At 68.6% G+C, this 24548-nt stretch carries 24 protein-coding genes; 19 read left to right on the forward strand and 5 right to left on the reverse strand.

The window, feature by feature from the left end:
• Nucleotides 1–6: 6 nt before the first annotated feature.
• From HWX36_RS06070 to flgA, 4 genes are all read right to left on the reverse strand, one after another.
• Entirely contained in the window at nt 7–1362 is a 1356-nt protein-coding gene (locus HWX36_RS06070; RefSeq protein WP_175951307.1) for an SGNH/GDSL hydrolase family protein, read from the reverse strand.
• Nucleotides 1363–1533: 171 nt separating this feature from the next.
• On the reverse strand, nt 1534–1974 hold the full coding sequence (locus HWX36_RS06075) for a flagellar protein FlgN (RefSeq protein ID WP_175951308.1): 441 nt from the start codon (nt 1972–1974) through the stop codon (nt 1534–1536).
• Nucleotides 1975–2042: 68 nt separating this feature from the next.
• Nucleotides 2043–2372 (reverse strand): flagellar biosynthesis anti-sigma factor FlgM, encoded by a 330-nt coding sequence (gene flgM, locus HWX36_RS06080; protein WP_175951309.1) that lies wholly within the window; start codon nt 2370–2372, stop codon nt 2043–2045.
• A gap of 118 nt (nt 2373–2490) precedes the next feature.
• Complete coding sequence (gene flgA, locus HWX36_RS06085) at nt 2491–3747, reverse strand: flagellar basal body P-ring formation chaperone FlgA (RefSeq protein ID WP_175951310.1); 1257 nt, start codon at nt 3745–3747, stop codon at nt 2491–2493.
• A 204-nt stretch (nt 3748–3951) separates the two neighbouring features.
• Between flgA and HWX36_RS06090 the strand changes: the two genes are divergently transcribed.
• The 13 genes from HWX36_RS06090 (at nt 3952) to HWX36_RS06150 (ending at nt 17450) form a co-directional block, all read left to right on the forward strand.
• A complete protein-coding gene (locus HWX36_RS06090) occupies nt 3952–4440 on the forward strand; it encodes a flagellar basal body rod protein FlgB (RefSeq protein ID WP_175951311.1) in 489 nt (162 codons plus the stop codon).
• Nucleotides 4441–4480: 40 nt separating this feature from the next.
• Nucleotides 4481–4906: a flagellar basal body rod protein FlgC gene (flgC, locus tag HWX36_RS06095; protein ID WP_021164156.1), complete on the forward strand. Its 426-nt coding sequence runs from the start codon at nt 4481–4483 to the stop codon at nt 4904–4906.
• Nucleotides 4907–4961: 55 nt separating this feature from the next.
• The gene (locus tag HWX36_RS06100) at nt 4962–5720 is read left to right on the forward strand and encodes a flagellar hook assembly protein FlgD (RefSeq protein WP_175951312.1); all 759 of its coding nucleotides are present in this window, start codon (nt 4962–4964) and stop codon (nt 5718–5720) included.
• Nucleotides 5721–5753: 33 nt separating this feature from the next.
• Entirely contained in the window at nt 5754–7001 is a 1248-nt protein-coding gene (flgE, locus tag HWX36_RS06105) for a flagellar hook protein FlgE (RefSeq protein ID WP_175951313.1), read from the forward strand.
• Between the two features lie 19 nt (nt 7002–7020).
• The gene (gene flgF, locus HWX36_RS06110) at nt 7021–7779 is read left to right on the forward strand and encodes a flagellar basal-body rod protein FlgF (protein ID WP_175951314.1); all 759 of its coding nucleotides are present in this window, start codon (nt 7021–7023) and stop codon (nt 7777–7779) included.
• A gap of 34 nt (nt 7780–7813) precedes the next feature.
• On the forward strand, nt 7814–8602 hold the full coding sequence (flgG, locus tag HWX36_RS06115; protein WP_175951315.1) for a flagellar basal-body rod protein FlgG: 789 nt from the start codon (nt 7814–7816) through the stop codon (nt 8600–8602).
• A gap of 20 nt (nt 8603–8622) precedes the next feature.
• Nucleotides 8623–9315, forward strand: a complete 693-nt coding sequence (gene flgH, locus HWX36_RS06120; protein ID WP_175951316.1) for a flagellar basal body L-ring protein FlgH — start codon at nt 8623–8625, stop codon at nt 9313–9315.
• Nucleotides 9315–10499, forward strand: coding sequence for a flagellar basal body P-ring protein FlgI (locus HWX36_RS06125; protein ID WP_175951317.1), 1185 nt, complete (start codon nt 9315–9317; stop codon nt 10497–10499). Before flgH ends, HWX36_RS06125 begins: the two co-directional genes overlap by 1 nt.
• Nucleotides 10500–11483 carry a flagellar assembly peptidoglycan hydrolase FlgJ gene (flgJ, locus tag HWX36_RS06130; RefSeq protein WP_175951318.1) on the forward strand — a complete coding sequence of 328 codons (984 nt, stop codon included), beginning with the start codon at nt 10500–10502 and terminating at the stop codon, nt 11481–11483.
• 217 nt (nt 11484–11700) lie between these two features.
• A complete protein-coding gene (locus tag HWX36_RS06135; RefSeq protein ID WP_175951319.1) occupies nt 11701–12456 on the forward strand; it encodes a flagellar brake protein in 756 nt (251 codons plus the stop codon).
• Nucleotides 12457–12652: 196 nt separating this feature from the next.
• The gene (flgK, locus tag HWX36_RS06140) at nt 12653–14584 is read left to right on the forward strand and encodes a flagellar hook-associated protein FlgK (RefSeq protein WP_175951320.1); all 1932 of its coding nucleotides are present in this window, start codon (nt 12653–12655) and stop codon (nt 14582–14584) included.
• Nucleotides 14585–14601: 17 nt separating this feature from the next.
• The gene (gene flgL / locus HWX36_RS06145) at nt 14602–15837 is read left to right on the forward strand and encodes a flagellar hook-associated protein FlgL (RefSeq protein ID WP_175951321.1); all 1236 of its coding nucleotides are present in this window, start codon (nt 14602–14604) and stop codon (nt 15835–15837) included.
• Nucleotides 15838–16142: 305 nt separating this feature from the next.
• Nucleotides 16143–17450 carry a solute carrier family 23 protein gene (locus HWX36_RS06150; RefSeq protein WP_175951322.1) on the forward strand — a complete coding sequence of 436 codons (1308 nt, stop codon included), beginning with the start codon at nt 16143–16145 and terminating at the stop codon, nt 17448–17450.
• A 58-nt stretch (nt 17451–17508) separates the two neighbouring features.
• On the opposite strand, the gene HWX36_RS06155 is transcribed toward HWX36_RS06150, so the two are convergent.
• Nucleotides 17509–18393: a transcriptional regulator GcvA gene (locus tag HWX36_RS06155; RefSeq protein WP_089457063.1), complete on the reverse strand. Its 885-nt coding sequence runs from the start codon at nt 18391–18393 to the stop codon at nt 17509–17511.
• A 96-nt stretch (nt 18394–18489) separates the two neighbouring features.
• Between HWX36_RS06155 and HWX36_RS06160 the strand changes: the two genes are divergently transcribed.
• The 6 genes from HWX36_RS06160 (at nt 18490) to gor (ending at nt 24060) form a co-directional block, all read left to right on the forward strand.
• Nucleotides 18490–19128, forward strand: coding sequence for a chromate transporter (locus tag HWX36_RS06160; protein WP_175951323.1), 639 nt, complete (start codon nt 18490–18492; stop codon nt 19126–19128).
• On the forward strand, nt 19125–19652 hold the full coding sequence (locus HWX36_RS06165) for a chromate transporter (protein WP_059863543.1): 528 nt from the start codon (nt 19125–19127) through the stop codon (nt 19650–19652). Before HWX36_RS06160 ends, HWX36_RS06165 begins: the two co-directional genes overlap by 4 nt.
• 57 nt (nt 19653–19709) lie before the next feature.
• Nucleotides 19710–20408: a YoaK family protein gene (locus HWX36_RS06170; protein ID WP_175951324.1), complete on the forward strand. Its 699-nt coding sequence runs from the start codon at nt 19710–19712 to the stop codon at nt 20406–20408.
• 330 nt (nt 20409–20738) lie between these two features.
• Nucleotides 20739–21860 (forward strand): porin, encoded by a 1122-nt coding sequence (locus HWX36_RS06175; RefSeq protein WP_175951325.1) that lies wholly within the window; start codon nt 20739–20741, stop codon nt 21858–21860.
• A 374-nt stretch (nt 21861–22234) separates the two neighbouring features.
• Nucleotides 22235–22459 carry a hypothetical protein gene (locus HWX36_RS06180; RefSeq protein WP_175951326.1) on the forward strand — a complete coding sequence of 75 codons (225 nt, stop codon included), beginning with the start codon at nt 22235–22237 and terminating at the stop codon, nt 22457–22459.
• A gap of 242 nt (nt 22460–22701) precedes the next feature.
• Complete coding sequence (gor, locus tag HWX36_RS06185) at nt 22702–24060, forward strand: glutathione-disulfide reductase (RefSeq protein ID WP_175951327.1); 1359 nt, start codon at nt 22702–22704, stop codon at nt 24058–24060.
• Nucleotides 24061–24548: the final 488 nt, after the last annotated feature.

Consider the following 24548-nt stretch of genomic DNA (forward strand, 5'->3'; position numbering starts at 1 on the left):
CGCCGGTCAGTTCAGCAGGCGTGCACGCACGAACGGCGCGATCCGCTCGGCGAGCCACGCGTGCGTGCGCGTGGTCGGGTGCAGCGTGTCCCAGAACACGAAGCGCGCCGGATCGCGGCAGTCCGCACGCGGTGTCTGGGCGCTCAGGTAGGTGAGCGACGACGGCTTCGGGATGTCGAGGCACGAACGCTTCGCGTCGTCGAAGCCGTACTGGGCCGGATGGCTCAGCAGGTCGTCGAACAGCGCGGACGCATCGAAGACCTCGAGCCGCAGCGTCGCGCCGTAGCGGGCGCGCAGCGCGGCGGCCGCGTCGGCGAGGCGCCGGTTGTAGTCCTTGACCTGCGCGGCGACGCTCGCGGTGTCGGTGCGGGTCGCGAACACCGGCGCGCGCGACACGTCCGGCAGCGTGACGAGCATGATCCGCGTCGCGCCGGCCGCGGCGAGCCGCTCGAGGCTGTCGCGCACCGCATTCGCCGCCTGCTCGGGGGAGCGCCCGTAGTTCACCAGGTCGTTGCCGCCCGCGAACACCGCGAACAGCGTGTTGGCGGGCCGGTAGTCCGGCGCGCGATCCATGTATTCGCGCCACGAATCGACCTGCTGCACGAGGCCCGGCACGACGAGGTACTGGTCGGTCGCCGCGCCGCCGATCGCCCAGTTGTAGAACGGCAGCCGCAGCGCGTTCGCGAGATATTCGGCCCACACCGGGCCGTTGCTGAAGCGTCCCGCCTGCCAGCTCGTGCCGTTCGGCAGCTTCCACTGGCTCGCGTTGAACATGTTCTGCGTGTCGGACAGGCTGTCGCCGAACACGATCAGCTTGTTGACGCGCGGGTCCTGCTGCGCGGCGTCGATGGTCCACACCGTGTAGTTGAACGACAGCGCGTTGTTGGCCGCGACCGCCTGCACGAGGTCGGTCCTGATGCCTTTCGCGGTGAGCGTCTTGCGGCACACGTCGGCGAGCGTGTCCTGCGTCGTCGTGCTGTAGAACATGTTCTTCCACTGCGTGATGCCGTCCGCCCACCAGTAGCCGGACACGCGATACCAGTCGCCGCCGGCGGGGTTGCGCGCCCATTCGTAGGTCGCGGCCGGCTTCAGCGGATCGGCGTCGATCCGGTACCAGCAGCGCAAGTACGTGTAGGTGTCGGAGCCGCGGCGCGAGGCGCGCGGCGCGGCGTCCGGCGGGGTCGATGCGGCCGGCGGCACGATGTCGGGGCCGGCCGGCGACAGCGACATGTCGCCCGTCGGCGTGGGCAGCGGCGCGGGGCCGGCGGCCTGCGCGACGGGGAGCGTCAATGCGGCGCCGAGCGCCGCGGCAGCGGCAGCGGCGGTGACGCGGGATGAAAACGGAATGCGGAAAACTGGCATGCGGCCCTCTTCTGATTGTCGTGACGGGACGGCGGCGCGGCTGCGCGGCCGTGTATCGGAAGGGACCGTGAGTGCCGGGTTCGGGCCCGGTCTGTCGAAACGTGAGGTGCCGCGCATGGCGGCGAGAGGCGGAACGTACGGTGGCGGCGCTGCCGCCGGTCAGTCAGTGCTTCAGCGCGTGAGTGCCGACACGCGCCCGTCGGGGCCGTAGACGCCGGCCGGTGCGGGGGCCGAGCGCAGTACCGCGAGCGCGCGCTCGTTGTAGTCCATCCGGATCCGGATCAGCATCCCGTTGTTCGCATTGGCCTGGCGCGCGCGTTCGGCGGACTGCTGCAGCAACTGCCAGCGGCCGGCGAGGCGGGCATCGCGCTCGGCGGCCTGGTCCATCCCCTTCTTGCCGGCCGGAAAGCCGAGTGCGGAAAGCTGCGTGTCGCGCGTGCGTTCGAGCTGCGCGAGCCGGTCGATCAGCTCGCTTTTCCTTTCGACGATCCCGGGCAGCATCTCGAGCGGCTGGGCCATCGTGAGCGCCTTTTCCTCGTAGGCGAGCAGGGACGCGAACGCCTCGACCGTCGCGTGTTCGTCGTTGACCGTGGCCAGCAGCTCTTCTCTCATCGCGTCATGCTCGTCGCGCCGGCGCGGGTGGACGCGCCGGCAAACCGGGGGACCGGCCTGGGCCGGCTTCAGCTGCCCGGGCGCTGCTGCTGCAGCAGCTCGCGGGCGGTATTCAGTACGCCGTCGGCGATCTTGTTCGCATCGATCGTCAGCGTGCCGTTGTTCAGCGCGTCCTTGATCGACTGGACCAGGCCCGTGTCGATATCGCCGTTGGCGGACGCGGAGACCGAACGCAACTGGCCGGACAGACCCGACAGGTTCACGGTCGTGTCGCCGCCGGTCGACCCCGCGTCGGCCGCCTGCGCGGACGAGGACGAGGCCGCGCCGGATTGCGCACGGGTCGCGCCGTTGCCGGTCGGCGCCAGGGGGCTCGGGTTCGGAGTGGAATCGATCTTCACGATGGGTTTCCTGTTCGGTTTGACCCAGATAACGGCCGGGTCGGCCCGAACTTTAGCATCGCGAGCCCGAAATGCTCCGAATAAACAATTCTTTACATTCTTGCCGAGAGAGCCGGCCCTACAGCGGAATCTCCACGGTCCCGGCGTCCTTGACGATCGCCGTGACGATCTGGCCCGCCGCCATCCGCACCCGCACCGACTGGCCGGGCGCCGCATTCGCCAGCGCGCTGCCCTCGGCCGAAATCGTGAAGCCGGCCCCGGCCGCGACCACCCGCACCGTCTGGCCGGCCGACACCGATGCCGCGCTCTTCAGCATGTCCTGCCGCAGCGGCAGCCCGGCCGAGATGCGCGCGAGCGCGGTCGCGCCGATCGCCTGCGCCGGATCGGTGACCGCCGCGAGCGGCAGCACCGTCAGGTCGCCGTCGCGGGCGACCAGGTCGGCCGCGGAGAGCGGCTCGCCGGGCGCGATCTGGCGCGCGGCGACGTAATAGGTGGCCTGCACGGTGACTTTCGCCTGCAGGTAGACGGTCCACGGGCGCTCGCCTGCGCAGCGCACGCCGACCGTCGTGCGGCCCCACAGGCGCGCGCCCGTCGGCAGGAACGGTTCGAGCGTCGTGCACGCGGCGAGCCCGCGCGGAAACGCGGTCGTGACCGTGGCGGTGGTCTTGCCGGGGAGCCCCGCGATCTGCTGCTGCAGGAACGCGAGGGCCGTGCGGCGGATCGACTCGGGATCCTGCTGGCCGGGCGGCGTCACGGGCTGGGCCGCGTTGGCGGCATTGACCGCGGCCGGGTTCGCGGAAACCGGTGCGGCGCGCGGCGCCGGCGCGGCGGACGCGGCGCGGGCCGCCGCCAGGCGCGCGGCCATGGCCGGCTGCGGGCTCGGCCTTACGGGATTTGACGCGGGTTCGGCCGTGCCGGCGACGACCGTTGCGATCGCGTTCGGATCGGCCGCGCGCGGCGCGCCATATCCGGTTCCGGCGTTCGTGCGGGCGGCTGCGTAGACGGGGCGAGGCGCGGGGGCCGGGGCGGGAGCCGGCGGCGGGACGGTCGTCACGACCATCGTGCCCGCCGGTTGCGCCGCGTAGCCGGTGCCGGGCACGCCGGCGGCGGCGCCCGTGCTGCTCGCTGCGCGCCCCGTGTCCGGCGCCAGGCCCGAACCCGGCGCCATCGCCGCCTGCCCGCCGAACTGCCCGCCGCTTGCCGCATTGGCATGCGCGAGCGCGGTTTCGGCCGTCTCGCCGCGTCCCGGAATCACGATCATTCCGTCGTCCGCGTGCGCGGCCGGGGCGGCGATCCACAGCGCCGCGGCGAGCGCAAACGCACGCCGGACGTGCGTGAGCCGCCCGTTCCTTCCGCGAAGTGCGCTGCCAGTCATCGCCGTATCCCCGATCCGTTGCCCCGCTTTGCATTCTAGGGAGCCGGGCCGTCGCGCAAACGATGAATAGAGGGGGCCTTTGCCGCGTTATTCGCCCGATTGCCGGTTGCGTCCGACGCCTACCATCGCTGTCATGGAAAAAAGCCTCTCGGGTCGCCATCCGGCGCGAGGGGCGTGCAGCGCTTCATACGGAGAGACGCACACATGCTGGACAAACTCGATGCGGAATTCGCGTTCGGCCGCCAGGCGCTGGACGTGCGCGCCTACCGGCAGGAACTGCTGTCGTCGAACATCGCGAACTCCGACACGCCCGGCTACCAGGCCCGCGACGTCGATTTCGCGTCGACGCTCGCACGCTCGCTGAAGCAGGCGGGCGGCGGCCTCGCGCCGAGCAACGCGGCGCAACTGCCGATGACGCAGCCGGCCGGCGTGACGAGCGGGATGTCGATGGTGTCGACGGCGGCGGGCCACATGGCCGGCACCGCGAAGCTGATCCCGACGGGCGGCCCGTCGGACGACTACGGCCGTGCGCAATACCGGATGCCGCTGCAGCCGGCGCTCGACGGCAACACGGTCGATCTCGACGTCGAGCGCGTGCAGTTCGCGGACAACGCGCTGCACTACCAGACCGGGATGACCGTGATGACCCAGCAGATCAAGGCGATGATCGCCGCGATCACGACGAACCAGTGACGGCGCGCGCCGCCTCCGAATCCGAGCAAAAGGAGCTTCCATGCCTTCGTTGATGAACATCTTCGGCGTCGCCGGTTCGGCGCTGTCCGCGCAGTCGCAGCGCCTGAACGTCACCGCGTCGAACCTCGCGAACGCCGACAGCGCGACCGGCCCCGACGGCAAGCCGTACAAGGCCAAGCAGGTCGTGTTCGCGACCGACCCGATCGGCGGTGCGCGCACCGCGTCCGGCCAGGGCGTGGGCGGCGTGCGCGTGACGAAGGTGATGGACGATCCGTCACCGATGAAGTCGACCTACGATCCGTCGAACCCGGCCGCCGACGCGAACGGCTACGTGCAGATGCCGAACGTCGATCCGGTGCAGGAGATGGTGAACATGATCTCGGCGTCGCGCTCGTACCAGGCCAACGTCGAGACGCTGAACACCGCGAAGACGCTGATGCTCAAGACGCTGACGATCGGCTCGTGAGCCGCGCGCCGACCGACCTTACAGACCCGACAGTTCCGACAGAAGGCCACCCAGGATGACTTCCTCCAGCACGACGATCGGCAGCAACGGCACGACCGTGTCGAACCTGCCCACCGACACGATGAACACCAACAACGTGTCGAACACCAACGGCACGTCGGCGAGCGACCTGCAGGCGACGTTCCTGAAGCTGCTTGTCACGCAGTTGCAGAACCAGGATCCGACCAGCCCGGTCGACAGCTCGCAGATGACGTCGCAGCTCGCGCAGATCAACACGGTGAGCGGCATCGCGCAGCTGAACACGTCGCTCACGTCGCTGTCGACGCAGCTCACGGCCGGCCAGCAGACGCAGGCCGCGATGCTGATCGGCTCGAACGTGCTCGCGCCGGGCAACGCGGTCGCGGTGAAGGGCGGCGCGGCGTCGCCGTTCGGCGTGTCGCTGACGAGCGCGGTGTCGAACCTGACGATCACCGTGAAGAACTCGGCGGGCACCGTCGTGAACACGATCAACGCGGGCGCGCAGTCGGCCGGCACCGTGCCGTTCAACTGGACGCCGACCGACTCGGCGGGCAACACGCTGCCGGACGGCACGTACACCGTCACCGCGTCGTACACCGACAGCACCGGCACGCCGCAGCCCGCCACGACGCTCGCGGCGTCGACGGTGCAGAGCGTGATCAAGCAGGCGGACGGCACGGCAGGGCTCGTGCTGTCGAACGGCACGACGGTGGGGCTCACTCAGGTCGCGTCGATTTTCCCGAACACGACGTCGACCGCGTCGTCTTCGTCCGGCAGCGGCACCACCTCCAACTGATACTGATCGAGCAATTTCGAAACGGAGACCGAAATGGGTTATCAACAGGGTCTGAGCGGCCTCGCCGGCGCATCGAACGCGCTGGACGTGATCGGCAACAACATCGCGAACGCGAATACGGTCGGCTTCAAGTCGAGCACCGCGCAGTTCGCCGACATGTACGCGAACTCGGTCGCGACGTCGACCAACACGCAGATCGGCATCGGCACCGCGCTGAACGCGGTTGAGCAGAACTTCGGGCAGGGCATGATCAACGCGACGAGCTCGTCGCTCGACGTCGCGATCAACGGCAACGGCTTCTTCCAGATGTCGAACAACGGCGTGACGACGTATTCGCGCGACGGCACGTTCCAGCGCGACAAGAACGGCTACATCGTCGACTCGCAAGGCCGCAACCTGATGGGCTACGCAGCCAACGCGGGCGGCGTGATCAACACCGCGCAGACCGTGCCGCTGCAGGCGCCGACGACCAACATCGCGCCGAGCGCGACGACCAAGATCTCGGCCCAGTTCAACCTGAACTCGCAGGACACGGCGCCGGCCACGACGCCGTTCAGCGCGACCGACAACACGACCTACAACTACTCGACGTCGATCCAGGTGTACGACTCGCTCGGCGGTTCGCAGGCGGTCAACATGTACTTCGTGAAGTCGGCGACCGCGTCCGGCACGTGGGAAGCGTATGCGGGCGTGCAGGGCGGCGCCACGACCGATCTCGGCACGGTCACGTTCAACACGTCGGGCGGAATCCAGAGCACGACGACGGGCACGCCGGCGACACCGACCGCGTCGCTCGGCCAGTTCCAGTTCACCGTGCCGAACACCGACGGCTCGGCGACGCCGCAGACCCTCACGCTCGACCTGACCGGCACCACGCAGTACGGCGGCAAGGACGGCGTGAACAACCTCGCGCAGGACGGCTTCGCGAGCGGCACGCTGACGACCTACACGATCGGCACCGACGGCAAGCTGACCGGCAACTACTCGAACGGCCAGACCGCCGTGCTCGGCCAGATCGCGCTCGCGAACTTCAACAACCCGAACGGGCTGGTGAACCTCGGCGGCAACCAGTATGCGGAAAGCTCCGCGTCGGGCGTGCCGCAGATCTCGGCGCCGGGCAGCACGAACCACGGCACGCTGCAGGGCAGCGCGCTGGAAAACTCGAACGTCGACCTCACGTCGGAGCTCGTGAACCTGATCACCGCGCAGCGCAACTACCAGGCGAACGCGCAGACGATCAAGACGCAGCAGACCGTCGACCAGACGCTCATCAACCTGTAAGCGCGGATAACGGGCAGCCATGGACCGACTGATCTACACGGCGATGACGGGTGCGTCGCAGTCGCTCGACCAGCAGGCGATCGTCGCGAACAACCTCGCGAACGCGTCGACGACCGGCTTTCGCGCGCAACTCGCGACGTATCGCGCGGTGCCGATGAATTTCGGCGACGGCAGCACGATCGACCCGACGACGACGCGCACCTACGTGCTCGCGTCGACGCCCGGCGCCGATTACGCGCCGGGTCCGATCACGCGCACCGGCAACCCGCTCGACGTCGCCGTGCAGGGCGCCGGCTGGCTGTCCGTACAGGCGGCCGACGGCAGCGAGGCGTACACGCGCGCCGGCAACCTGCACGTCGACGAGAACGGCCAGCTCGTCAACGCGAGCAACCTGCCGGTGGTCGGCAATGGCGGCCCGATCTCGGTGCCGCCGAACGCGGAAGTGACGATCGGCAAGGACGGCACGATTTCCGCGCTGATGCCGGGCGACCCGCCGACGGCGGTCGCGATCGTCGACCAGATGAAGCTCGTCAATCCCGATCCGGCCACGCTCACGCGCGGCAACGACGGGTTGTTCCGTACCGCCGACGGCAATCCGGCCGATGCCGACCCGAACGTGGTCGTCACGCCGAATTCGCTCGAAGGCAGCAACGTCAACCCGGTGACCGCGATGGTCGCGATGATCGACAACGCGCGCGCGTTCCAGCTTCAGTCGAAGCTGATCCAGACGGCCGACCAGAACGAGCAGTCGGCGAACCAGCTGCTCAATTTCAGCTGAGCGCCCGCGCCAGCCCACGCAGGAGACCTTACAAGTGAACCGTTCGCTCTACATCGCCGCCACCGGCATGAATGCGCAGCAGGCGCAGATGGACGTGATTTCGAACAACCTCGCGAACACCAGCACGAACGGCTTCAAGGCGTCGCGCGCGGTGTTCGAGGATCTGCTGTACCAGACCATCCGCCAGCCCGGCGCGAACTCGACGCAGCAGACCGAGCTGCCGTCGGGCCTGCAGCTCGGCACCGGCGTGCAGCAGGTCGCCACCGAGCGCCTGTACACGCAGGGCGGCCTCACGCAGACCGGTAACTCGAAGGACGTCGCGATCAACGGCGCGGGCTTTTTCCAGGTGCTGATGCCGGACGGCACGAATGCCTATACGCGCGACGGCTCGTTCCAGACCAACGCGCAGGGCCAGCTCGTCACGTCGAGCGGCTACCAGGTGATCCCGGCGATCACGATCCCGGCGACCGCGACGTCGCTGACGATCGGCAAGGACGGCGTCGTCACGGTCACCCAGCCGGGTTCGTCGAATTCGGTGCAGATCGGCGCGCTGCAGGTTGCGACCTTCATCAACCCGGCCGGCCTCGAGGCGAAGGGCGAGAACCTGTTCGCGGAGACGACCTCGTCGGGCGCGCCGAACGTGTCGCAGCCGGGCCTGAACGGCGCGGGCACGCTCAGCCAGAACTACGTCGAATCGTCGAACGTGAACGTCGTGCAGGAGCTCGTCAACATGATCCAGACGCAGCGTGCCTACGAGATCAACAGCAAGGCCGTGACGACGTCCGACCAGATGCTGCAGACCGTCACGCAGATGAAGAGCTAACCGGAACACCCGTCGTCGCCATGAAGCAGGTTCGCCTCCTCCCGTCAGCCACCGTCCGCGCCGCATGCGCGGTCGCGGTGGCGGCGTTCGCCGCCGGTTGCGCGCAGATTCCGCGCGATCCGATCATCCAGCAGCCGATGACGGCGCAGCCGCCGATGCCGATGTCGATGCAGGCGCCCGGCTCGATCTACAACCCCGGCTTCGCGGGGCGGCCGCTCTTCGAGGATCAGCGGCCGCGCAACATCGGCGACATCCTGACGATCATGATCGCGGAGAACATCAACGCGACCAAGTCGTCGGGCGCGAACACGAACCGGCAGGGCAACACCGACTTCAACGTGCCGACGGCCGGCTTCCTCGGCGGGCTGTTCGCGAAGGCGAACCTGTCGGCGACCGGCGACAACAAGTTCGCCGCGACCGGCGGCGCGAGCGCGGCGAACACGTTCAACGGCACGATCACGGTGACGGTCACCAACGTGCTGCCGAACGGCAATCTCGTGGTCAGCGGCGAGAAGCAGATGCTGATCAACCAGGGCAACGAATTCGTGCGCTTCTCGGGCGTGGTCAACCCGAACACGATCTCGGGCGCGAACTCCGTCTACTCGACGCAGGTCGCCGACGCGAAGATCGAATACTCGGCGAAGGGCTACATCAACGAAGCCGAGACGATGGGCTGGCTGCAGCGCTTCTTCCTCAACATCGCGCCGTGGTGATGACGATGCAGAAGACGCTTCTCGACCGCCTGTCGGCCCGCGCGCATGCCGTCGCGCGGCTCGCCGTCACGTTCATGGCCTTGGCCTGCGTGCTCGGCGCGGCGCCCGCGCACGCGGAACGCCTGAAGGATCTCGCGCAGATCCAGGGCGTGCGCGACAACCCGCTGATCGGCTATGGCCTCGTCGTCGGCCTCGACGGCACGGGCGACCAGACGATGCAGACCCCGTTCACGACGCAGACGCTCGCGAACATGCTCGCGAACCTCGGCATCTCGATCAACAACGGCTCGGCCAACGGCGGCGCGTCGCAGCTGAGCAACATGCAGCTGAAGAACGTCGCGGCCGTGATGGTGACCGCCACGCTGCCGCCGTTCGCGCGGCCGGGCGAGGCGCTCGACGTCACCGTGTCGTCGCTCGGCAACGCGAAGAGCCTGCGCGGCGGCACGCTGCTGCTGACGCCGCTGAAAGGCGCGGACGGCCAGGTCTATGCGCTCGCGCAGGGCAACATGGCGGTCGGCGGCGCCGGCGCCAGCGCGAACGGCAGCCGCGTGCAGGTGAACCAGCTCGCGGCCGGCCGGATCGTCGGTGGTGCGATCGTCGAGCGTTCGGTGCCGAACGCGATCGCGCAGATGAACGGCGTGCTGCAGCTGCAACTGAACGACATGGACTACGGCACCGCGCAGCGGATCGTGTCCGCGGTCAATTCGAGCTTCGGCCCGGGCACCGCGACGGCGCTCGACGGCCGCACGATCCAGCTTGCCGCGCCGGCCGATTCGGCGCAGCAGGTCGCGTTCATGGCGCGCCTGCAGAACCTCGACGTCAGCCCCGACAAGGCCGCGGCGAAGGTGATCCTGAACGCGCGCACCGGCTCGATCGTGATGAACCAGATGGTGACGCTGCAGAGCTGCGCGGTCGCGCACGGCAACCTGTCGGTCGTCGTCAACACGCAGCCGGTCGTGTCGCAGCCGGGCCCGTTCTCGAACGGGCAGACGGTGGTGGCGCAGCAGTCGCAGATCCAGCTGAAGCAGGACAACGGCGCGCTGAAGATGGTGACGGCCGGCGCGAATCTCGCCGACGTCGTGAAGGCGCTGAACACGCTCGGCGCAACGCCCGCGGACCTGATGTCGATCCTGCAGGCGATGAAGGCCGCCGGCGCGCTGCGCGCCGACCTGGAGATCATCTAAATGACAGCCAGTCTCCCGAACGCGAACGACCTCACGCAGCGCTTTGCGCTCGACGTGCAGGGTTTCGACGCACTGCGCGCGCAGGCGAGGCAGTCGCCGCAGGCCGGCGCGAAGGCGGTCGCCGGCCAGTTCGACGCGATGTTCACGCAGATGATGCTCAAGAGCATGCGCGACGCGTCGCCCGACGGCGGGCTGTTCGATTCGCATACGTCGAAGATGTACACGTCGATGCTCGACCAGCAGCTCGCGCAGCAGATGTCGAAGCGCGGGATCGGCGTCGCCGACGCACTGATGAAGCAGCTGCTGCGCAACGCGGGGCAGGGCGCGGGCAGCGACACGGCGGCCGACGTCGGCGCGGCCGGGCTGGGCGCGGACGGCTTCGGCGCGTCCGGCAACGAAGGCGGCCTCGCCGCGATGAACGCGATGGCGAAGGCCTACGCGAACGCGGCGAACAACGGCGGGCTTGCCGGCACGCGCGGCTATTCGGCCGGCAGCGCGCTGACGCCGCCGCTGAAGGGCGCGAGCGGCGTGCAGGACGCCGACGCGTTCGTCGACCGGCTCGCGGGCCCCGCGCAGGCGGCCAGCGCGTCGACCGGCATCCCGGCGCGCTTCATCGTCGGCCAGGCCGCGCTCGAATCGGGCTGGGGCAAGCGCGAGATCCGCGCGGGCGACGGCTCGACGAGCTACAACGTGTTCGGCATCAAGGCGACCAAGGGCTGGACCGGCCGCACGGTGTCCGCGCTGACGACGGAATACGTGAACGGCACGCCGCGCCGCGTGGTCGCGAAGTTCCGCGCGTACGATTCGTACGAGCACGCGATGACCGATTACGCGAACCTGCTGAAGAACAATCCGCGCTACGCGGGCGTGCTGAGCGCGAGCCGCAGCGTCGAAGGCTTCGCGCACGGGATGCAGAAGGCCGGCTACGCGACCGACCCGAACTACGCGAAGAAGCTGATTTCGATCATGCAGCAGATCGGCTGACCGACCCGTCGGCTACCGCTGTCGTACCCTCTGGACCGCGCCCGGCAGCCCGCCGCGCGCGGTTTCAACGTTTGCGCGAAAAAAATCCCCGATTCGATCTAAACTTTCGGTCAGCACTGCCGCTAAGTGTGAGAGACCTGCGACCGGGCCCCGTTCTGGCCCGGTTTTATTGCGCACCGGTTGCCCGGGCGCCCATGAGAAGAATGACCGGCTAGCCATGAATATCGAAACGTCGACGGACCCCAGCCTGGATGCAGGCCACTCCGGGCCCGACTATGCCCGCCGCAATCCGTTGGAAATCGGCGTGCAGCTGCGCAACCTCGTCAATCGCGGCGATTTCCTGACCGTCCAGTATCCGGGTGGCCAGCTCGTCACGCGCCTGCTGGAGGTGGATGTGGGTGCGCGGACGTTCACGTTCGACTGGGGTGCGCTGGCCGAGCAGAACGCGGGCATCCTCGGCGCGTCGCACTGCACGTTCGCGGCCGCGCCGGAGGGCGTGCGCGTCGAATTCACCACGGGCACGCCGCGCGAGACGCGCTTCGAGGGGCTGCCCGCGTTCGTCGCCGATTTCCCCGACGTGCTGATGTGCATCCAGCGCCGGGAGTATTTCCGCGTCGATGCGCCGATCGTCGATCCGTTCCTGTGCCGCGGCAAGCTGCCGGACGGCGAGAGCTTCCTGTTCGAGGTGCACAACCTGTCGCTCGGCGGCGTGGGGCTGCGCACGGCCGACGAACGCGTCGAGGCGCTCGAGGTCGGCACGCTGCTGCCCGACGTCGAGCTCGACCTGACCGGCCACGGCAAGCTGTCGCTCGACCTGCAGCTCGTGTCGCAGCGTTCGACGCAGATGCCGAACGGGTCGCGGCGCTACCAGCTCGGCTTCCGCTACATGTCGCTGCCGGGCAGCGCGGAGAACACGCTGCAGCGGCTGATCACGCAGCTCGAAATGAAGCGCCGCTCGCTCGCGCGGGCCTGACGCGCAAGCGGCGGCCGGCCCCGCCCGGGGCGGCCCGCGCGGCGTTTGCGGCACCCCTCGGCCGCACGCTCGAACCGGCGGCGCGCGAGTGCGCGTCGCGCATGCATTTTTTCCTCAATTTTCTGAAATCGCGGCCGATATACCGGGAGTCACGCAACCCGGCGGCCGCAGCGCGGCCGGCTCATCAGGATCGCGCATGTCCAACACACTCATGAACCTCGGCGTCAGCGGCCTGAATGCCGCGCTCTGGGGCCTCACGACGACCGGCAACAACATCAGCAACTCGGCGACGCCCGGCTATTCGGTCGAACGCCCCGTCTATGCCGAGGCGAGCGGCCAGTACACGGCCAGCGGCTACATGCCGCAAGGCGTGAACACCGTCACCGTGCAGCGGCAGTACAGCCAGTACCTGAGCGACCAGCTGAACGGCGCGCAGACGCAGAGCGGCGCGCTGTCGACGTGGTATTCGCTCGTCACGCAGCTGAACAACTACGTCGGCAGCCCGACGTCCGGCATCTCGAGCGCGATCACGAGCTACTTCACCGGGCTGCAGAACGTCGCGAACAGCGCGGCCGACTCGTCGGTGCGGCAGACCGCGATGAGCAATGCGCAGACGCTCGCGAACCAGATCACGGCGGCCGGCCAGCAATACGACGCGCTGCGCCAGAGCGTCAATACGCAGCTCACGAGCACCGTCACGCAGATCAACGCCTACACCACGCAGATCGCGCAGCTGAACCAGCAGATCGCCGCCGCGAGCGGCCAGGGCCAGCCGCCGAACCAGCTGATGGACCAGCGCGACCTCGCGGTGTCGAACCTGTCGAACCTCGTGGGCGTGCAGGTCGTCAGCAACAGCGACGGCTACAGCGTGTTTCTCGCGGGCGGCACGCCGCTCGTCGTCTCGAACGCCAGCTACCAGCTCGCGGCAGTCACGTCGCCGTCCGATCCGAGCGAGCTCACCGTCGTGTCGCAGGGCATCGCCGGCGCGAACCCGCAGGGGCCGAACCAGTCCCTGTCCAGCGCGTCGCTGCAGGGCGGCACGCTTGGCGGCCTGCTCGCGTTCCGCAGCCAGACGCTCGACCCGGCCGAAGCGCAGCTCGGCGCGATCGCGACCAGCTTCGCCGCGCAGGTCAACGCGCAGAACGCGCTCGGCATCGACCTGTCGGGCAACGTCGGCGGCAACCTGTTTACGACCGGCGCGCCGGTCACGTACGCGAACGCGGGCAACACCGGCACCGCGACGCTGTCCGTGTCGTTCGCGAACGCGTCGCAGCCGACCACGAGCGACTACACGCTGTCGTTCGACGGCACGAACTACACGCTGACCGACAGCGCCAGCGGCGCGGTGGTTGGCCAGTCGACCTCGATGCCGGCCACGATCGGCGGCCTGAACTTCTCGTTCTCGTCCGGCGCGATGAACGCCGGCGACAAGTTCACCGTGCAGCCGACCCGCGGTGCGCTGAACGGCTTCGGCCTCGCGACGTCGAACGGCTCGGCGATCGCGGCGGCGGCGCCGTTCGTGCCGTCGGCGACCACGACGAACACGGGCACCGGCACGATCGGCGGGCTGTCGGTCACGAGCGCGACGGCCGCGGCCAACCCGCACAACTACACGATCACGATGAGCAGCACGGGCGGTACTCTGCAGTACACGGTTACCGACAACGCCGCCAACCCGGTGACCACGAGCGCGCCGCAGAATTACCAGTCCGGCTCGCCGATCACGCTGACGGCCGGCGTCACGGTCACGGTGTCGGGCGCGCCGTCAGCGGGCGACACGTTCACGGTCGCGCCGAACACGGGCGGCACGAACGACGGCAGCAACGCGCTCGCGTTGGCGCAGCTCGTCAACGCGAAAGCGTTCGGCAACGGTTCGACCACGCTGACGGGCGCCTATGCGAACTACGTGAACGGCATCGGCAACACGACGAGCCAGCTGAAGTCGTCGAGCGCCGCGCAGACCTCGCTGGTCGGCCAGATCACGCAAGCGCAGCAGTCGGTGTCGGGCGTGAACCAGAACGAGGAAGCGGCCAACCTGATGCAGTACCAGCAGCTCTACCAGGCGAACGCGAAGGTCATCCAGACCGCGTCGACGCTGTTCCAGACCGTGCTGGGCCTGTTCAACTGATTTCGGGGATCGAAGCGATGCGGATTTCCACCACGCAGTTCTACCAGATGAACGTCGCGCAGATGAACGATCAGCAGGCGCAGCTCTCGCAGCTGTACCAGCAGATCTCGAGCGGCGTGAGCCTGTCGACCCCGGCCGACAACCCGCTCGGCGCCGCGCAGGCGGTGCAGCTGTCGATGACGTCGGCCACGCTGTCGCAGTATTCGTCGAACCAGAACACCGCGCTGTCGTCGCTGCAGGCGGAGGACCAGACGCTCATCAGCGTCAACAACCTGCTGAACAGCATTCATACGGTCGTGATCCAGGCCGGCGACGGCTCGCTGTCCGACAGCGACCGCTCGGCGCTGTCGACGCAGCTGCAGGGCTATCGCAACCAGCTGCTGACGCTCGCGAACTCGACGGACGGCGCGGGCAACTACCTGTTCGCGGGTTTCCAGACGGCCACGGCGCCGTTCTCGAACGCGCCGGGGGGCGGCGTGACCTACAGCGGCGACACGGGGTCGCGGCAGGTGCAGATCGCCGACACGCGCTCGATCTCGCAGGGCGACAACGGCGTGAGCGTGTTCCTGTCGGTGCCGATGCTCGGCAGCCAGCCGGTGCCGGTCGCCGGCGCGGGCAACACGGGAACGGGCACGATCGGCTCGGTGTCGATCACGAGCCCGTCGGCCGCGACCAACACGCACCAGTTCACGATCACGTTCGGCGGCACGGCCGCCGCGCCGACCTATACCGTTACCGACAACACCGTCGTGCCGCCGACCACGACCGCCGCGCAGCCGTATTCGGCCGGCGCCGGGATCGCGCTCGGCAACGGCCTGTCGGTGCCGGTGTCGGGAACGCCGGCCGCTGGTGACACGTTCACGGTCACGCCGGCGCCGCAGGCCGGCACCGACGTGTTCGCCGCGCTCGACTCGATGATCGCCGCGCTGAAGGTGCCGGTCAGCAGCAACACGTCTGCCGCCGCCGCGCTCCAGAACGCGATGACCACCGGCACGACGAAGCTGAACAACATGATGACGAACGTCCTCACCGTGCAGGCGTCGGTCGGCGGCCGCGAGCAGGAAATCAAGGCGATGCAGACGGTGAACCAGACCAATACGCTGCAGGTCAGCAGCAACCTGGCCGACCTGACGAGCACCAACATGGTGTCGACGATCAGCCAGTTCCTGCAGATGCAGAACGCGCTGACGGGCTCGCAGAAGGCTTACGCGCAGTTGCAGAACCTGTCGCTGTTCCAGTACATCAATCCCTGATGCACGACGCGCCGGCCGCGACGTGAGCGCACGCTCGGCGTCGCGGCCGGTGTCGATCACCGCCCGCGCATGTCCCCGCGCGGACGGGCGCTGCACCGGGTCGCGCCATCGCGCCCCATTCATCCAGCCCCGTTCCACCCACGCGGCAAGCCGCGCTTCGGCCTTGCCGGCCCCGCTCGCCGGCCCGCATCGGCCCGCTCGCCAGTCCGCTTGCCAGCCCCATTTCCGCTCCGTAAACTCGCGCCAGATTCCAGACCGGCGCATCCTCCGCAGCCGGCGACCGACCGACAGGAGCCCTTTTCCCCATGTCCGATTCCTACTTCCCGCGCTGGCGGGTGCAATCGACCGGCGCGGCGTCGCGCGTGGTCGGCCCCGACGAGCGCCTCGCGTGGCCGCAGATGGTCGCGATGGGCGTGCAGCACGTCGTCGCGATGTTCGGCTCGACCGTGCTCGCGCCGCTGCTGATGGGCTTCGACCCGAACCTGTGCATCTTCATGTCGGGCATCGGCACGCTGCTGTTCTTCGTGCTGGTCGGCGGCCGCGTGCCGAGCTACCTCGGCTCGAGCTTCGCGTTCATCGGCCTCGTGATCGCGGTGACCGGCTACGGCGGCAGCGGCCCGAACCCGAACATCCCGGTCGCGCTCGGCGGGATCGTCACGTGCGGCGTCGTCTACGTCGCGATCGGCGCGCTGGTGCAGGCGATCGGCACGAACTGGATCGAGACGCTGATGCCGCCCGTCGTGACCGGCGCGGTGGTCGCGGTGATCGGGCTGAACCTGGCGCCGATCGCGGTCAAGGGCGTGTCCGGGTCGACCTTCGAATCGGTGATGGCGCTCGTCACGGTGCTGTGCGTCGGCGGCGTCGCGGTGTTCTCGCGCGGGATGGTGCAGCGCTTGCTGATCCTGGTCGGGCTGGTGATCGCCTACGCGATCTACGCGGTCGCGACCAACGGGATGGGGCTCGGCAAGCCGATCGATTTCTCGATCGTCGGGCAGGCGGCCTGGTTCGGGGTGCCGGGCTTCCGCGCGCCGGTGTTCGATCCGCACGCGATGCTGATGCTGGCGCCGATCGCGGTGATCCTGGTTGCGGAAAACCTCGGCCACGTCAAGGCCGTCAGCGCGATGACGGGCGCGAGCCTCGATCGCTACGTGGGCCGCGCGTTCATCGGCGACGGGCTCGCGACGATCGTGTCGGGCAGCGTCGGCGGCACGGGCGTGACGACCTACGCGGAGAACATCGGCGTGATGGCCGTCACGCGGATCTACTCGACGCTCGTGTTCGCGGTCGCCGCGCTGATCGCGATCGTGCTCGGCTTCTCGCCGAAGTTCGGCGCGGTGATCCAGACGATTCCGGGCCCCGTGCTCGGCGGCGTGTCGATCGTCGTGTTCGGGCTGATCGCGGTGACGGGCGCGCGGATCTGGGTCGTCAACAAGGTCGACTTCTCCGACAACCGCAACCTGATCGTCGCGGCCGTCACGCTGGTGCTCGGCGCCGGCGACTTCTCGCTGAAGATCGGCGGCTTCGGGCTCGGCGGGATCGGCACCGCGACGTTCGGCGCGATCATCCTGTACGCGATCCTGCGCAAGGAGAAGGAACCGGGCCCGGTGGTCTGAAGCCCCGGCGGGCAGTGTGTTGCCGCCCGCGTCATCCTTCGCGTCGAACGTCGACGCGCTACGCGCCGACGTTCGACTGAGTTTGCAGCCACGCGCAGAACTGCGCGACGAGCGGATCGTCGGCCGGTGCGCGCGGCGCGATCCACCAGTAGCTGCGCGTCGCGATGCGCGGCCCCTCCAGCGGCATCACGAGCCGGCCGCTCGCGAGCTCGTCGTCGATCAGCGGCAACGGGCCGAGTGCGACGCCGAGCCCGTCGACGGCCGCCTGCAGCGCCAGGTAGAAGTGGTCGAACGACTGCCGCTTGCGCCCCTTCATCGCCACGCCGGCCGCCGCGAACCAGTCGCGCCAGCCTTCCGGCCGCGTATCCGAATGCAGCAGCACATGGCGCGCGAGATCGTCCGCGCGCGCGATCGGCACGCGCTTGAGCAGCGCGGGGCTGCAGACGGGAATCACGCTTTCGTCGAGGAAGTGGCCGCTCGTGCAGTTCGGCCAGTGGCCGGGGCCACGGCGGATCGCGACATCGAAGCCGTCGAGCGTGTCGAGCGGCGCATTCGACGTCGACAGCTTCAGCTCGACGTTCGGCACGTCGCGCTGGAATCGCGACAGGCGCGGCAGCAGCCATTTCATCGCGAAGGTCGGCAGCGCATTGATGCGCAGCACGCGCGCCGCGCCGGTGTTGCGCAGCTGCTCGGTCGCGAGCGCGATGCTGTCGAACGCCGCGCGCACGGTGTCCAGGTAGCGGCGGCCTTCGTCGGTGAGCTTCACGCGCTTGCCGTAGCGGTGGAACACCGGCTTGCCGAGCCAGGCCTCGAACCCGGCAATCTGCCGGCTGATGGCACCGTGAGTCACATGCAGCTCGTCGCCGGCTGCGCTGAAGCTTTCATGTCGTGCCGCAGCTTCAAAGGCCCGAAGCGCGGAAAAGGGCGGGAGATCGCGTGCCATGCTTGTGATTCTAGATCACAAAGGCGCGCCGATAAAATCGTTTTGCCGGCATGCCGAACGGCGGTAACCTCGGGTCACCGTTTGATAAGGAACCCCATGCAATCCGCTTCTCCGCCTGCCGCACCGCCGCCGGCCGCATCATCCCGCAGCGTCGGCCTTGCCGAGCTGTTCACCGGTTTCCTGTCGCTTGGCCTCATGTCGTTCGGCGGCGCGCTGCCGTTCGCGCGGCGCACCATCGTGGAAGAGCGCAAGTGGCTTTCCTCCGACGAATTCACCGATCTGCTCGGGCTGTGCCAGTTCCTGCCGGGCGGCAACGTGATCAACCTGTCGGTGGCCGTCGGCATGCGCTTTCGCGGTGTCGCCGGCGCGTTCGCCGGCATTCTCGGGCTGATCGCGGGCCCGACGCTCGTCGTCGTCGCGCTCGGCGTGCTGTACGCGAAGACGCAGAACGATCCGCGCGTGCAGCACCTGTTCGCGGGGCTCGCCGCGGCGGCGGCCGGGCTGCTCGTCGCGATGGCCGTGAAGGTCTTGAAGCCGCTGCGGCACGCGCGTGCGGCGGCCGGCATCGCGGCGCTCGCGTTCGTCGCGATCGCGGTGCTGCGCATCCCGCTGCTGACCGCGATGCTCGTGCTGACGCCGCTCAGCATCTGGCTCGCGTCGCGGCGCCGCGGCGCGGACTCGCCGCAGCCGGCGCCGGCCGCGGCGCGCGACGCGCAGCCAGGGGGCCGGCCATGAACGACACGCTGATCGCCATCGCGACGATCTTCAGCCAGTTGTCGCTGCTCGCGTTCGGCGGCGGCAACACGATCCTGCCGGAGATGCAGCGGCAGGTCGTCGACGTCCATCGCTGGATGAGCGCGCACGAGTTCACCGCGCTGTTCGCGCTGGCCCAGGCGGCGCCCGGGCCGAACATGATGATCGTGTCGCTGGTCGGCTGGCATGTGGCCGGCTGGAGCGGGCTGCTGGTCGCGTCGCTCGCGAAGTTCGGGCCGTCGTCGATCGTCACCGTGCTCGCGCTGCATGCGTGGGAGCGCTTTCGTGACCGGCCGTGGCGCCGCTACGTGCAGCAGGGGATGATGCCCGTCACCGCCGGGCTCGTTGCGGCAAGCGCGGTGCTGATCTCCGAGGCGTCGAACCGCACGGCGATCCAGTGGGGCATCACGGCCGCGTGCGCGGTGCTCGCGTGGCGCACGCGCATCCATCCGCTGTGGCTGCTCGCGGGCGGCGCGCTGATCGGGCTCACGGGCATCGGGCAGTGACCCGCGCACACTGACCGCCCGTGCGCCATACTGGCGCGAATCTTCACGGGAGGCTCGATGGATCTCGACGGCGCCAGCCGCAATCTCACTGTCGCCGCGTTGCTGACGCTGTCCGGCGGCTACCTCGACGCGTACACGTATGTCGGCCACGGCCACGTGTTCGCGAACACGATGACCGGCAACGTCGCGCTGCTCGGCATCAACCTGTCCGCCGGCGAATGGGCCGCCGCGCTGCATCACGTGCCGCCGCTCGTCGGCTTCGTGATCGCGGTATTCGTCGCGCACCTGCTCGGCCTCGCCGCGCAGCGCGGCTGGATGAAGCACACGGCGTTCGCGTGCCTGCTCGTCGAGATCGCCTTTCTCGGCGTCGCCGCGAGCGGCCTCGTCGGCGCGTCGAGCGCCTGGCTGATTCCGGGCATTTCGTTCGTCGCGACGCTGCAGACGCTGTCGTTCACCCATCTCGAGGAACTGTCGTACACGTCGGTGATGACCACCGGCAACCTGCGGCGCGCCGCGCAGAAGCTGTTCGTCGGGCTGATCCCGCGCTACGACGCGGGCGCGCTGCACGACTCGGCGCTGCTCGCGACGATCAGCTTCTGCTTCCTGGCCGGCGCGGTGGGGGGCGGCCTCGTGACTCGGCTCGTGCCGGAAGGCGCGCTGTGGGGCGCCGTGCTGCTGCTCGTCGGCGCGTTCGCGGAAATCGTGCGGCGCGCATGGCGCCGGCACACGGCCGACGGCGGGCCGGCGGCGGCATAGCCGCGCATCCCGCGGACGCACCGCCGCGTGCGCCCCGGGCCTGCGTCCGATCCGCGGCGCCTGCCGCGCGATCCTTACAGATCCGACATGCCGTAAGCCGCGCGAGCGATCGCTGCCGTGCGGCGCCCGACGCCCGCCGGGCAAGCCTCGCGCGCGCGGCGTTGTGCGCGGGCGACAGTTCCGCCGTTACCGCGCATTTCAATTTCTTTCAGCGATTGCACTCGTCATATGATTCAGCCCACATCGCGCGCGCCAGGAGCGTGAGCGATCGCCACCCGGCTGCGCACGCGGCCGGCCATGAACGGAGACACCTACAAAAAAGGAAAGCTCGTGAAGCAGACCACCCGACTCGCAGCCATCGCAGGGGGCGCCGCGCTCGCATTTGCCAGCCAGTACGCGGCCGCACAAAGTTCCGTGACGCTCTGGGGCGTCGCTGACGCCAGCATCCGCTACCTGACCAACGCCAACGCCAAGAACGACGGCCTGCTGTCGATGACCAACGGCGCGATCACGAACAGCCGCTTCGGCATCTACGGCACGGAAGACCTCGGCGGCGGCCTGAAGGCCGTGTTCAACCTCGAGAGCGGCGTGAACCTGCAGAACGGCGCATTCGCCGACAGCGGCCGCCTGTTCAACCGCGCAGCGTACGTCGGCCTGCAGAGCCCGTACGGCACGGTGACCCTCGGCCGCCAGAAGACGCCGCTGTTCGACCTGCTGTCGGACACCTACGATCCGCTGACGGTCGGCAACTACCTCGAAAACGCGTGGCTGCCGGTCGCACTCGGCGGCGGCCTGTATGCGGACAACCAGATCAAGTACACGGGCAAGTTCGACGGGCTGACCGCGAAGGCGATGTACTCGACCGGCACCAACTACGAATCGACCGGCGCCGGCGGCTTCTCGGGCCAGATCCCGGGTTCGCTCGGCAAGGGCAATGCGTGGGGCGTGTCGCTGTCGTATGTGATGGGTCCGCTCAGCATCGCGGCCGGCGCGCAGCAGAACAGCGACAACTCGGCGCGCAAGCAGACGATCTACCACGCGAACGTCGTGTATGCGTTCAGCAAGGCGAAGATCTACGCGGGCTACCTGCGCTCGAAGGACGATACGGGCTTCGTCGACAGCCTGCTCGCGCAGCAGACGATTCCGGTCGCGAAGGGCACCGGCCGGATCGATGACGGTCCGTTCGCGGGCGTGAGCTGGCAGGTCAGCGCGCCGCTGACGCTGACGGGCGCGTTCTACTACGACCACATGCGCAATGCGATGACCGCGAACGGCACGCTCGCGAGCGGCAACCGCTACGCGGTCGTCGGCATCGCCGAGTACGCACTCAGCAAGCGCACGGAAGTCTACGGCACCGTCGACTTCAACAAGACGAACGGCGCGGCGAACGTCGAGCTGCCGGGCCGCAGCAACCAGACCGGCATCGCGATCGGCCTGCGCAATATCTTCTGACGAACGTCGGAACGCATGCGCCGGCAGTCGTCCGGCAGGCATCGAAGGGGCGCCGCCAGGCGCCTCTTTTTTTCGTCACGCGACCTTCATACGCGCGCACGACTATTCGGCGAATGCTTCATCACGAGACCCCCGCGCCGTAAGGGTTCCGTCGGCAATCCAGAACATACTTTTACAGTACGCGCGAAGCGTTTCCGCTACGCTGCGTGCATCGCCCGTTGCGTGCCGTCAGGCGCGCGCGTGCGTCGTTCCGGTTGCGCTCGTCGAGTGCGGCCGGCCTGGGGCGTAACTTGTGTATCCGGTGATGACAATCGCGGTCCGCCGGCTTTTTTCGTGGGACGATGCGCTCACGATTTTCTTGAAAGGGGATGACGATGGGTATCCTGAACACCGTGGGTGAAATCGCTGGCGCAGTCGCGGCTGTCGAAGGCGCGGAAAAGCTGGATCCGGATGCGGGCCTGCTGACCAAGGCGGCAGCCGCCGTCGCCGGCTTCAAGGGTGCGGAAGCGGTCGAAGGCATGCTCGAGAAGAAGGAAGAGCAGCCGCAGCAGGCAGACGACACGCAGGCGACGGACGGCAGCGACACGTCGCAGGCATGAGCATGGCGGCTGGTCCGGCCGTGGGCGCGCCCTTCGCGCGCCCGGGCGGACCGGTGCCGCGCGGCCGGCAGGTCGGGCATGCGGTCGATCGGTGACGCATGGCACACCCGGCAACCGGTTTGACCGGCGAGAGGCGACGTCTCTCGCCGTTTTTTATTGGGCGCGCGTGGCGGCGCCGTGCGCCGCAGGAATTCCGGAATCTTGCTATCGTGCCTTCATCCGAACCGCGATGAGGGGATGCGATGGATTTCGATTACGACCTGTTCGTCATCGGCGCCGGCTCGGGCGGCGTGCGGCTTGCGCGCATGTCCGCGTCTTACGGCGCGCGCGTCGGCATAGCGGAACAAGAGCAGATCGGCGGCACCTGCGTGCTGCGCGGCTGCATTCCGAAGAAGCTGCTCGTCTACGCATCGCACTACCCGCATGAAGTCGAGGACGCGAAGGGCTTCGGCTGGACCTTCGGCGCCGGCGCGCTCGACTGGCCCGCGCTGATCGCCGCGAAGGATCGCGAGATCAACCGGCTCAGCGACATCTACATCAACCTGCTGCGGCAATCGGGCGTCGAGATGCACGCGGGGCGCGCGACGCTCGTCGATGCGCACACGGTCGCGATCGGCGAACGCACGATCCGCGCGCGCCACATCGCGATCGCGACCGGTTCGCGCCCGTCGCTGCCGGCGCGGCCCGGCATCGAGCATGCGATCACGTCGCGCGAGGCGCTGTCGCTTGCCGCGTTGCCCGAACGCATCGCGGTGGTCGGCGGCGGTTATATCGCGGTCGAGTTCGCGGGCATCTTCAACGGCTTCGGCAGCCACGTCGACCTGTTCTATCGCGGCGAAAAGATCCTGCGCGGCTTCGACGACGACGTGCGCCAGTTCCTGACCGACGAGATGACGAAGCAGGGCGTCACGATCCATGCGCGCGCGGTGGTCGAGTCGATCGAGCGCGCGGATGACGGCACGCTGAGCGTGCGCGTCGGCGCTGCGCGGCACGGGCCGTACGACGCAGTGCTTTATGCGACCGGCCGCGTGCCGAACGTCGACGGGCTCGGGCTCGAACAGGCGGGGGTGGCGCTCGACGCGCGCGGCGCGATTGCTGTCGATGCGTATTCGGCGACGTCGGTGCCTTCGATCCATGCGATCGGCGACGTCACGTCGCGGCCGCAGCTCACGCCTGTCGCGACGCGCGACGGCGGGTTGCTCGCGCGCACGTTGTTCGGCGGGTCGCGCGTCGCGGCCGATCACGAATGGGTGCCGTCGGCGGTGTTCAGCCAGCCCGAGGTTGCGACGGTCGGCCTCTCCGAGTCGACCGCGCGCGACCTGTACGATGGCGACGTCGACATCTACCGCACGTCGTTCATGGCGCTGCGCCATACGCTGTCGGGCCGCGACGAGCGCACGCTGATGAAGCTCGTCGTCGCGCGCGACAGCCAGCGCGTGGTCGGCGCGCACATGGTCGGCCGCGACGCGGGCGAGATCATCCAGGGGATCGCGATCGCGATTCGCGCGGGTGCGACGAAGGCGCAGTTCGACGACACGATCGGCATTCACCCGACCGCGGCCGAGGAGTTTGTGACGATGCGGCAGAAGGTGGCCGGCTAGCAGGAGCGGGCACGCGCGGGTTTGCGCGCGCGTGCGCGGGATTGCCGGATCGGGAATGCGCCGACGAGCCCTTTGCTGGCGCGATAAAGCCGGATCATTCTCGACGATTGTTTTCAATGCATTCGCAATTCGGACGAGCGTCGCCGGCAATATGCGTCGATATCGTCGGGCCGGCGCGCGATGCGCCGTGGCGAAAGCGAGCAGTCAGGGTGCTCCGTTCCGATGTCGGAAAGGCATTGTCCGGCAAGGTTTCAGGGCGGAGCTGCAGGCGTTATTCATATAAATGCAAGAAAATCGTCAATTATTATCAAGACACCTCGTCTCGATAACAAGGCTTGATATGATCGCGAAAAATCATATCCGGGGCCGGCCATGCGCGATCAACAGCGCAGTAACCAGAATCAAGACATGGCGCACGTACGCGAATCAGTCGCGTATCGCGTCGCCCATCCGCTTGGTGCCGCAACACGTCCGTTGCACGCACCTGC

The organism is Burkholderia sp. BCC0405, assembly GCF_902833075.1.
Taxonomy (GTDB): Bacteria; Pseudomonadota; Gammaproteobacteria; order Burkholderiales; family Burkholderiaceae; genus Burkholderia.

Bases quoted from the DNA above. Each gene is read 5' to 3' on its own strand.
- HWX36_RS06125 (WP_175951317.1), top strand. From the start codon at position 9,315: ATGACGATGCAGAAGACGCTTCTCGACCGCCTGTCGGCCCGCGCGCAT.
- HWX36_RS06100 (WP_175951312.1), top strand. From the start codon at position 4,962: ATGACTTCCTCCAGCACGACGATCGGCAGCAACGGCACGACCGTGTCG.
- flgK (WP_175951320.1), top strand. From the start codon at position 12,653: ATGTCCAACACACTCATGAACCTCGGCGTCAGCGGCCTGAATGCCGCG.
- flgH (WP_175951316.1), top strand. From the start codon at position 8,623: ATGAAGCAGGTTCGCCTCCTCCCGTCAGCCACCGTCCGCGCCGCATGC.
- gor (WP_175951327.1), top strand. From the start codon at position 22,702: ATGGATTTCGATTACGACCTGTTCGTCATCGGCGCCGGCTCGGGCGGC.
- flgE (WP_175951313.1), top strand. From the start codon at position 5,754: ATGGGTTATCAACAGGGTCTGAGCGGCCTCGCCGGCGCATCGAACGCG.
- HWX36_RS06070 (WP_175951307.1), bottom strand. From the start codon at position 1,362: ATGCCAGTTTTCCGCATTCCGTTTTCATCCCGCGTCACCGCCGCTGCC.
- flgC (WP_021164156.1), top strand. From the start codon at position 4,481: ATGCCTTCGTTGATGAACATCTTCGGCGTCGCCGGTTCGGCGCTGTCC.
- flgA (WP_175951310.1), bottom strand. From the start codon at position 3,747: ATGACTGGCAGCGCACTTCGCGGAAGGAACGGGCGGCTCACGCACGTC.
- HWX36_RS06155 (WP_089457063.1), bottom strand. From the start codon at position 18,393: ATGGCACGCGATCTCCCGCCCTTTTCCGCGCTTCGGGCCTTTGAAGCT.
- HWX36_RS06135 (WP_175951319.1), top strand. From the start codon at position 11,701: ATGAATATCGAAACGTCGACGGACCCCAGCCTGGATGCAGGCCACTCC.
- HWX36_RS06090 (WP_175951311.1), top strand. From the start codon at position 3,952: ATGCTGGACAAACTCGATGCGGAATTCGCGTTCGGCCGCCAGGCGCTG.
- flgL (WP_175951321.1), top strand. From the start codon at position 14,602: ATGCGGATTTCCACCACGCAGTTCTACCAGATGAACGTCGCGCAGATG.
- HWX36_RS06075 (WP_175951308.1), bottom strand. From the start codon at position 1,974: ATGAGAGAAGAGCTGCTGGCCACGGTCAACGACGAACACGCGACGGTC.
- HWX36_RS06150 (WP_175951322.1), top strand. From the start codon at position 16,143: ATGTCCGATTCCTACTTCCCGCGCTGGCGGGTGCAATCGACCGGCGCG.
- HWX36_RS06165 (WP_059863543.1), top strand. From the start codon at position 19,125: ATGAACGACACGCTGATCGCCATCGCGACGATCTTCAGCCAGTTGTCG.
- flgJ (WP_175951318.1), top strand. From the start codon at position 10,500: ATGACAGCCAGTCTCCCGAACGCGAACGACCTCACGCAGCGCTTTGCG.
- flgF (WP_175951314.1), top strand. From the start codon at position 7,021: ATGGACCGACTGATCTACACGGCGATGACGGGTGCGTCGCAGTCGCTC.
- HWX36_RS06160 (WP_175951323.1), top strand. From the start codon at position 18,490: ATGCAATCCGCTTCTCCGCCTGCCGCACCGCCGCCGGCCGCATCATCC.
- HWX36_RS06180 (WP_175951326.1), top strand. From the start codon at position 22,235: ATGGGTATCCTGAACACCGTGGGTGAAATCGCTGGCGCAGTCGCGGCT.
- HWX36_RS06170 (WP_175951324.1), top strand. From the start codon at position 19,710: ATGGATCTCGACGGCGCCAGCCGCAATCTCACTGTCGCCGCGTTGCTG.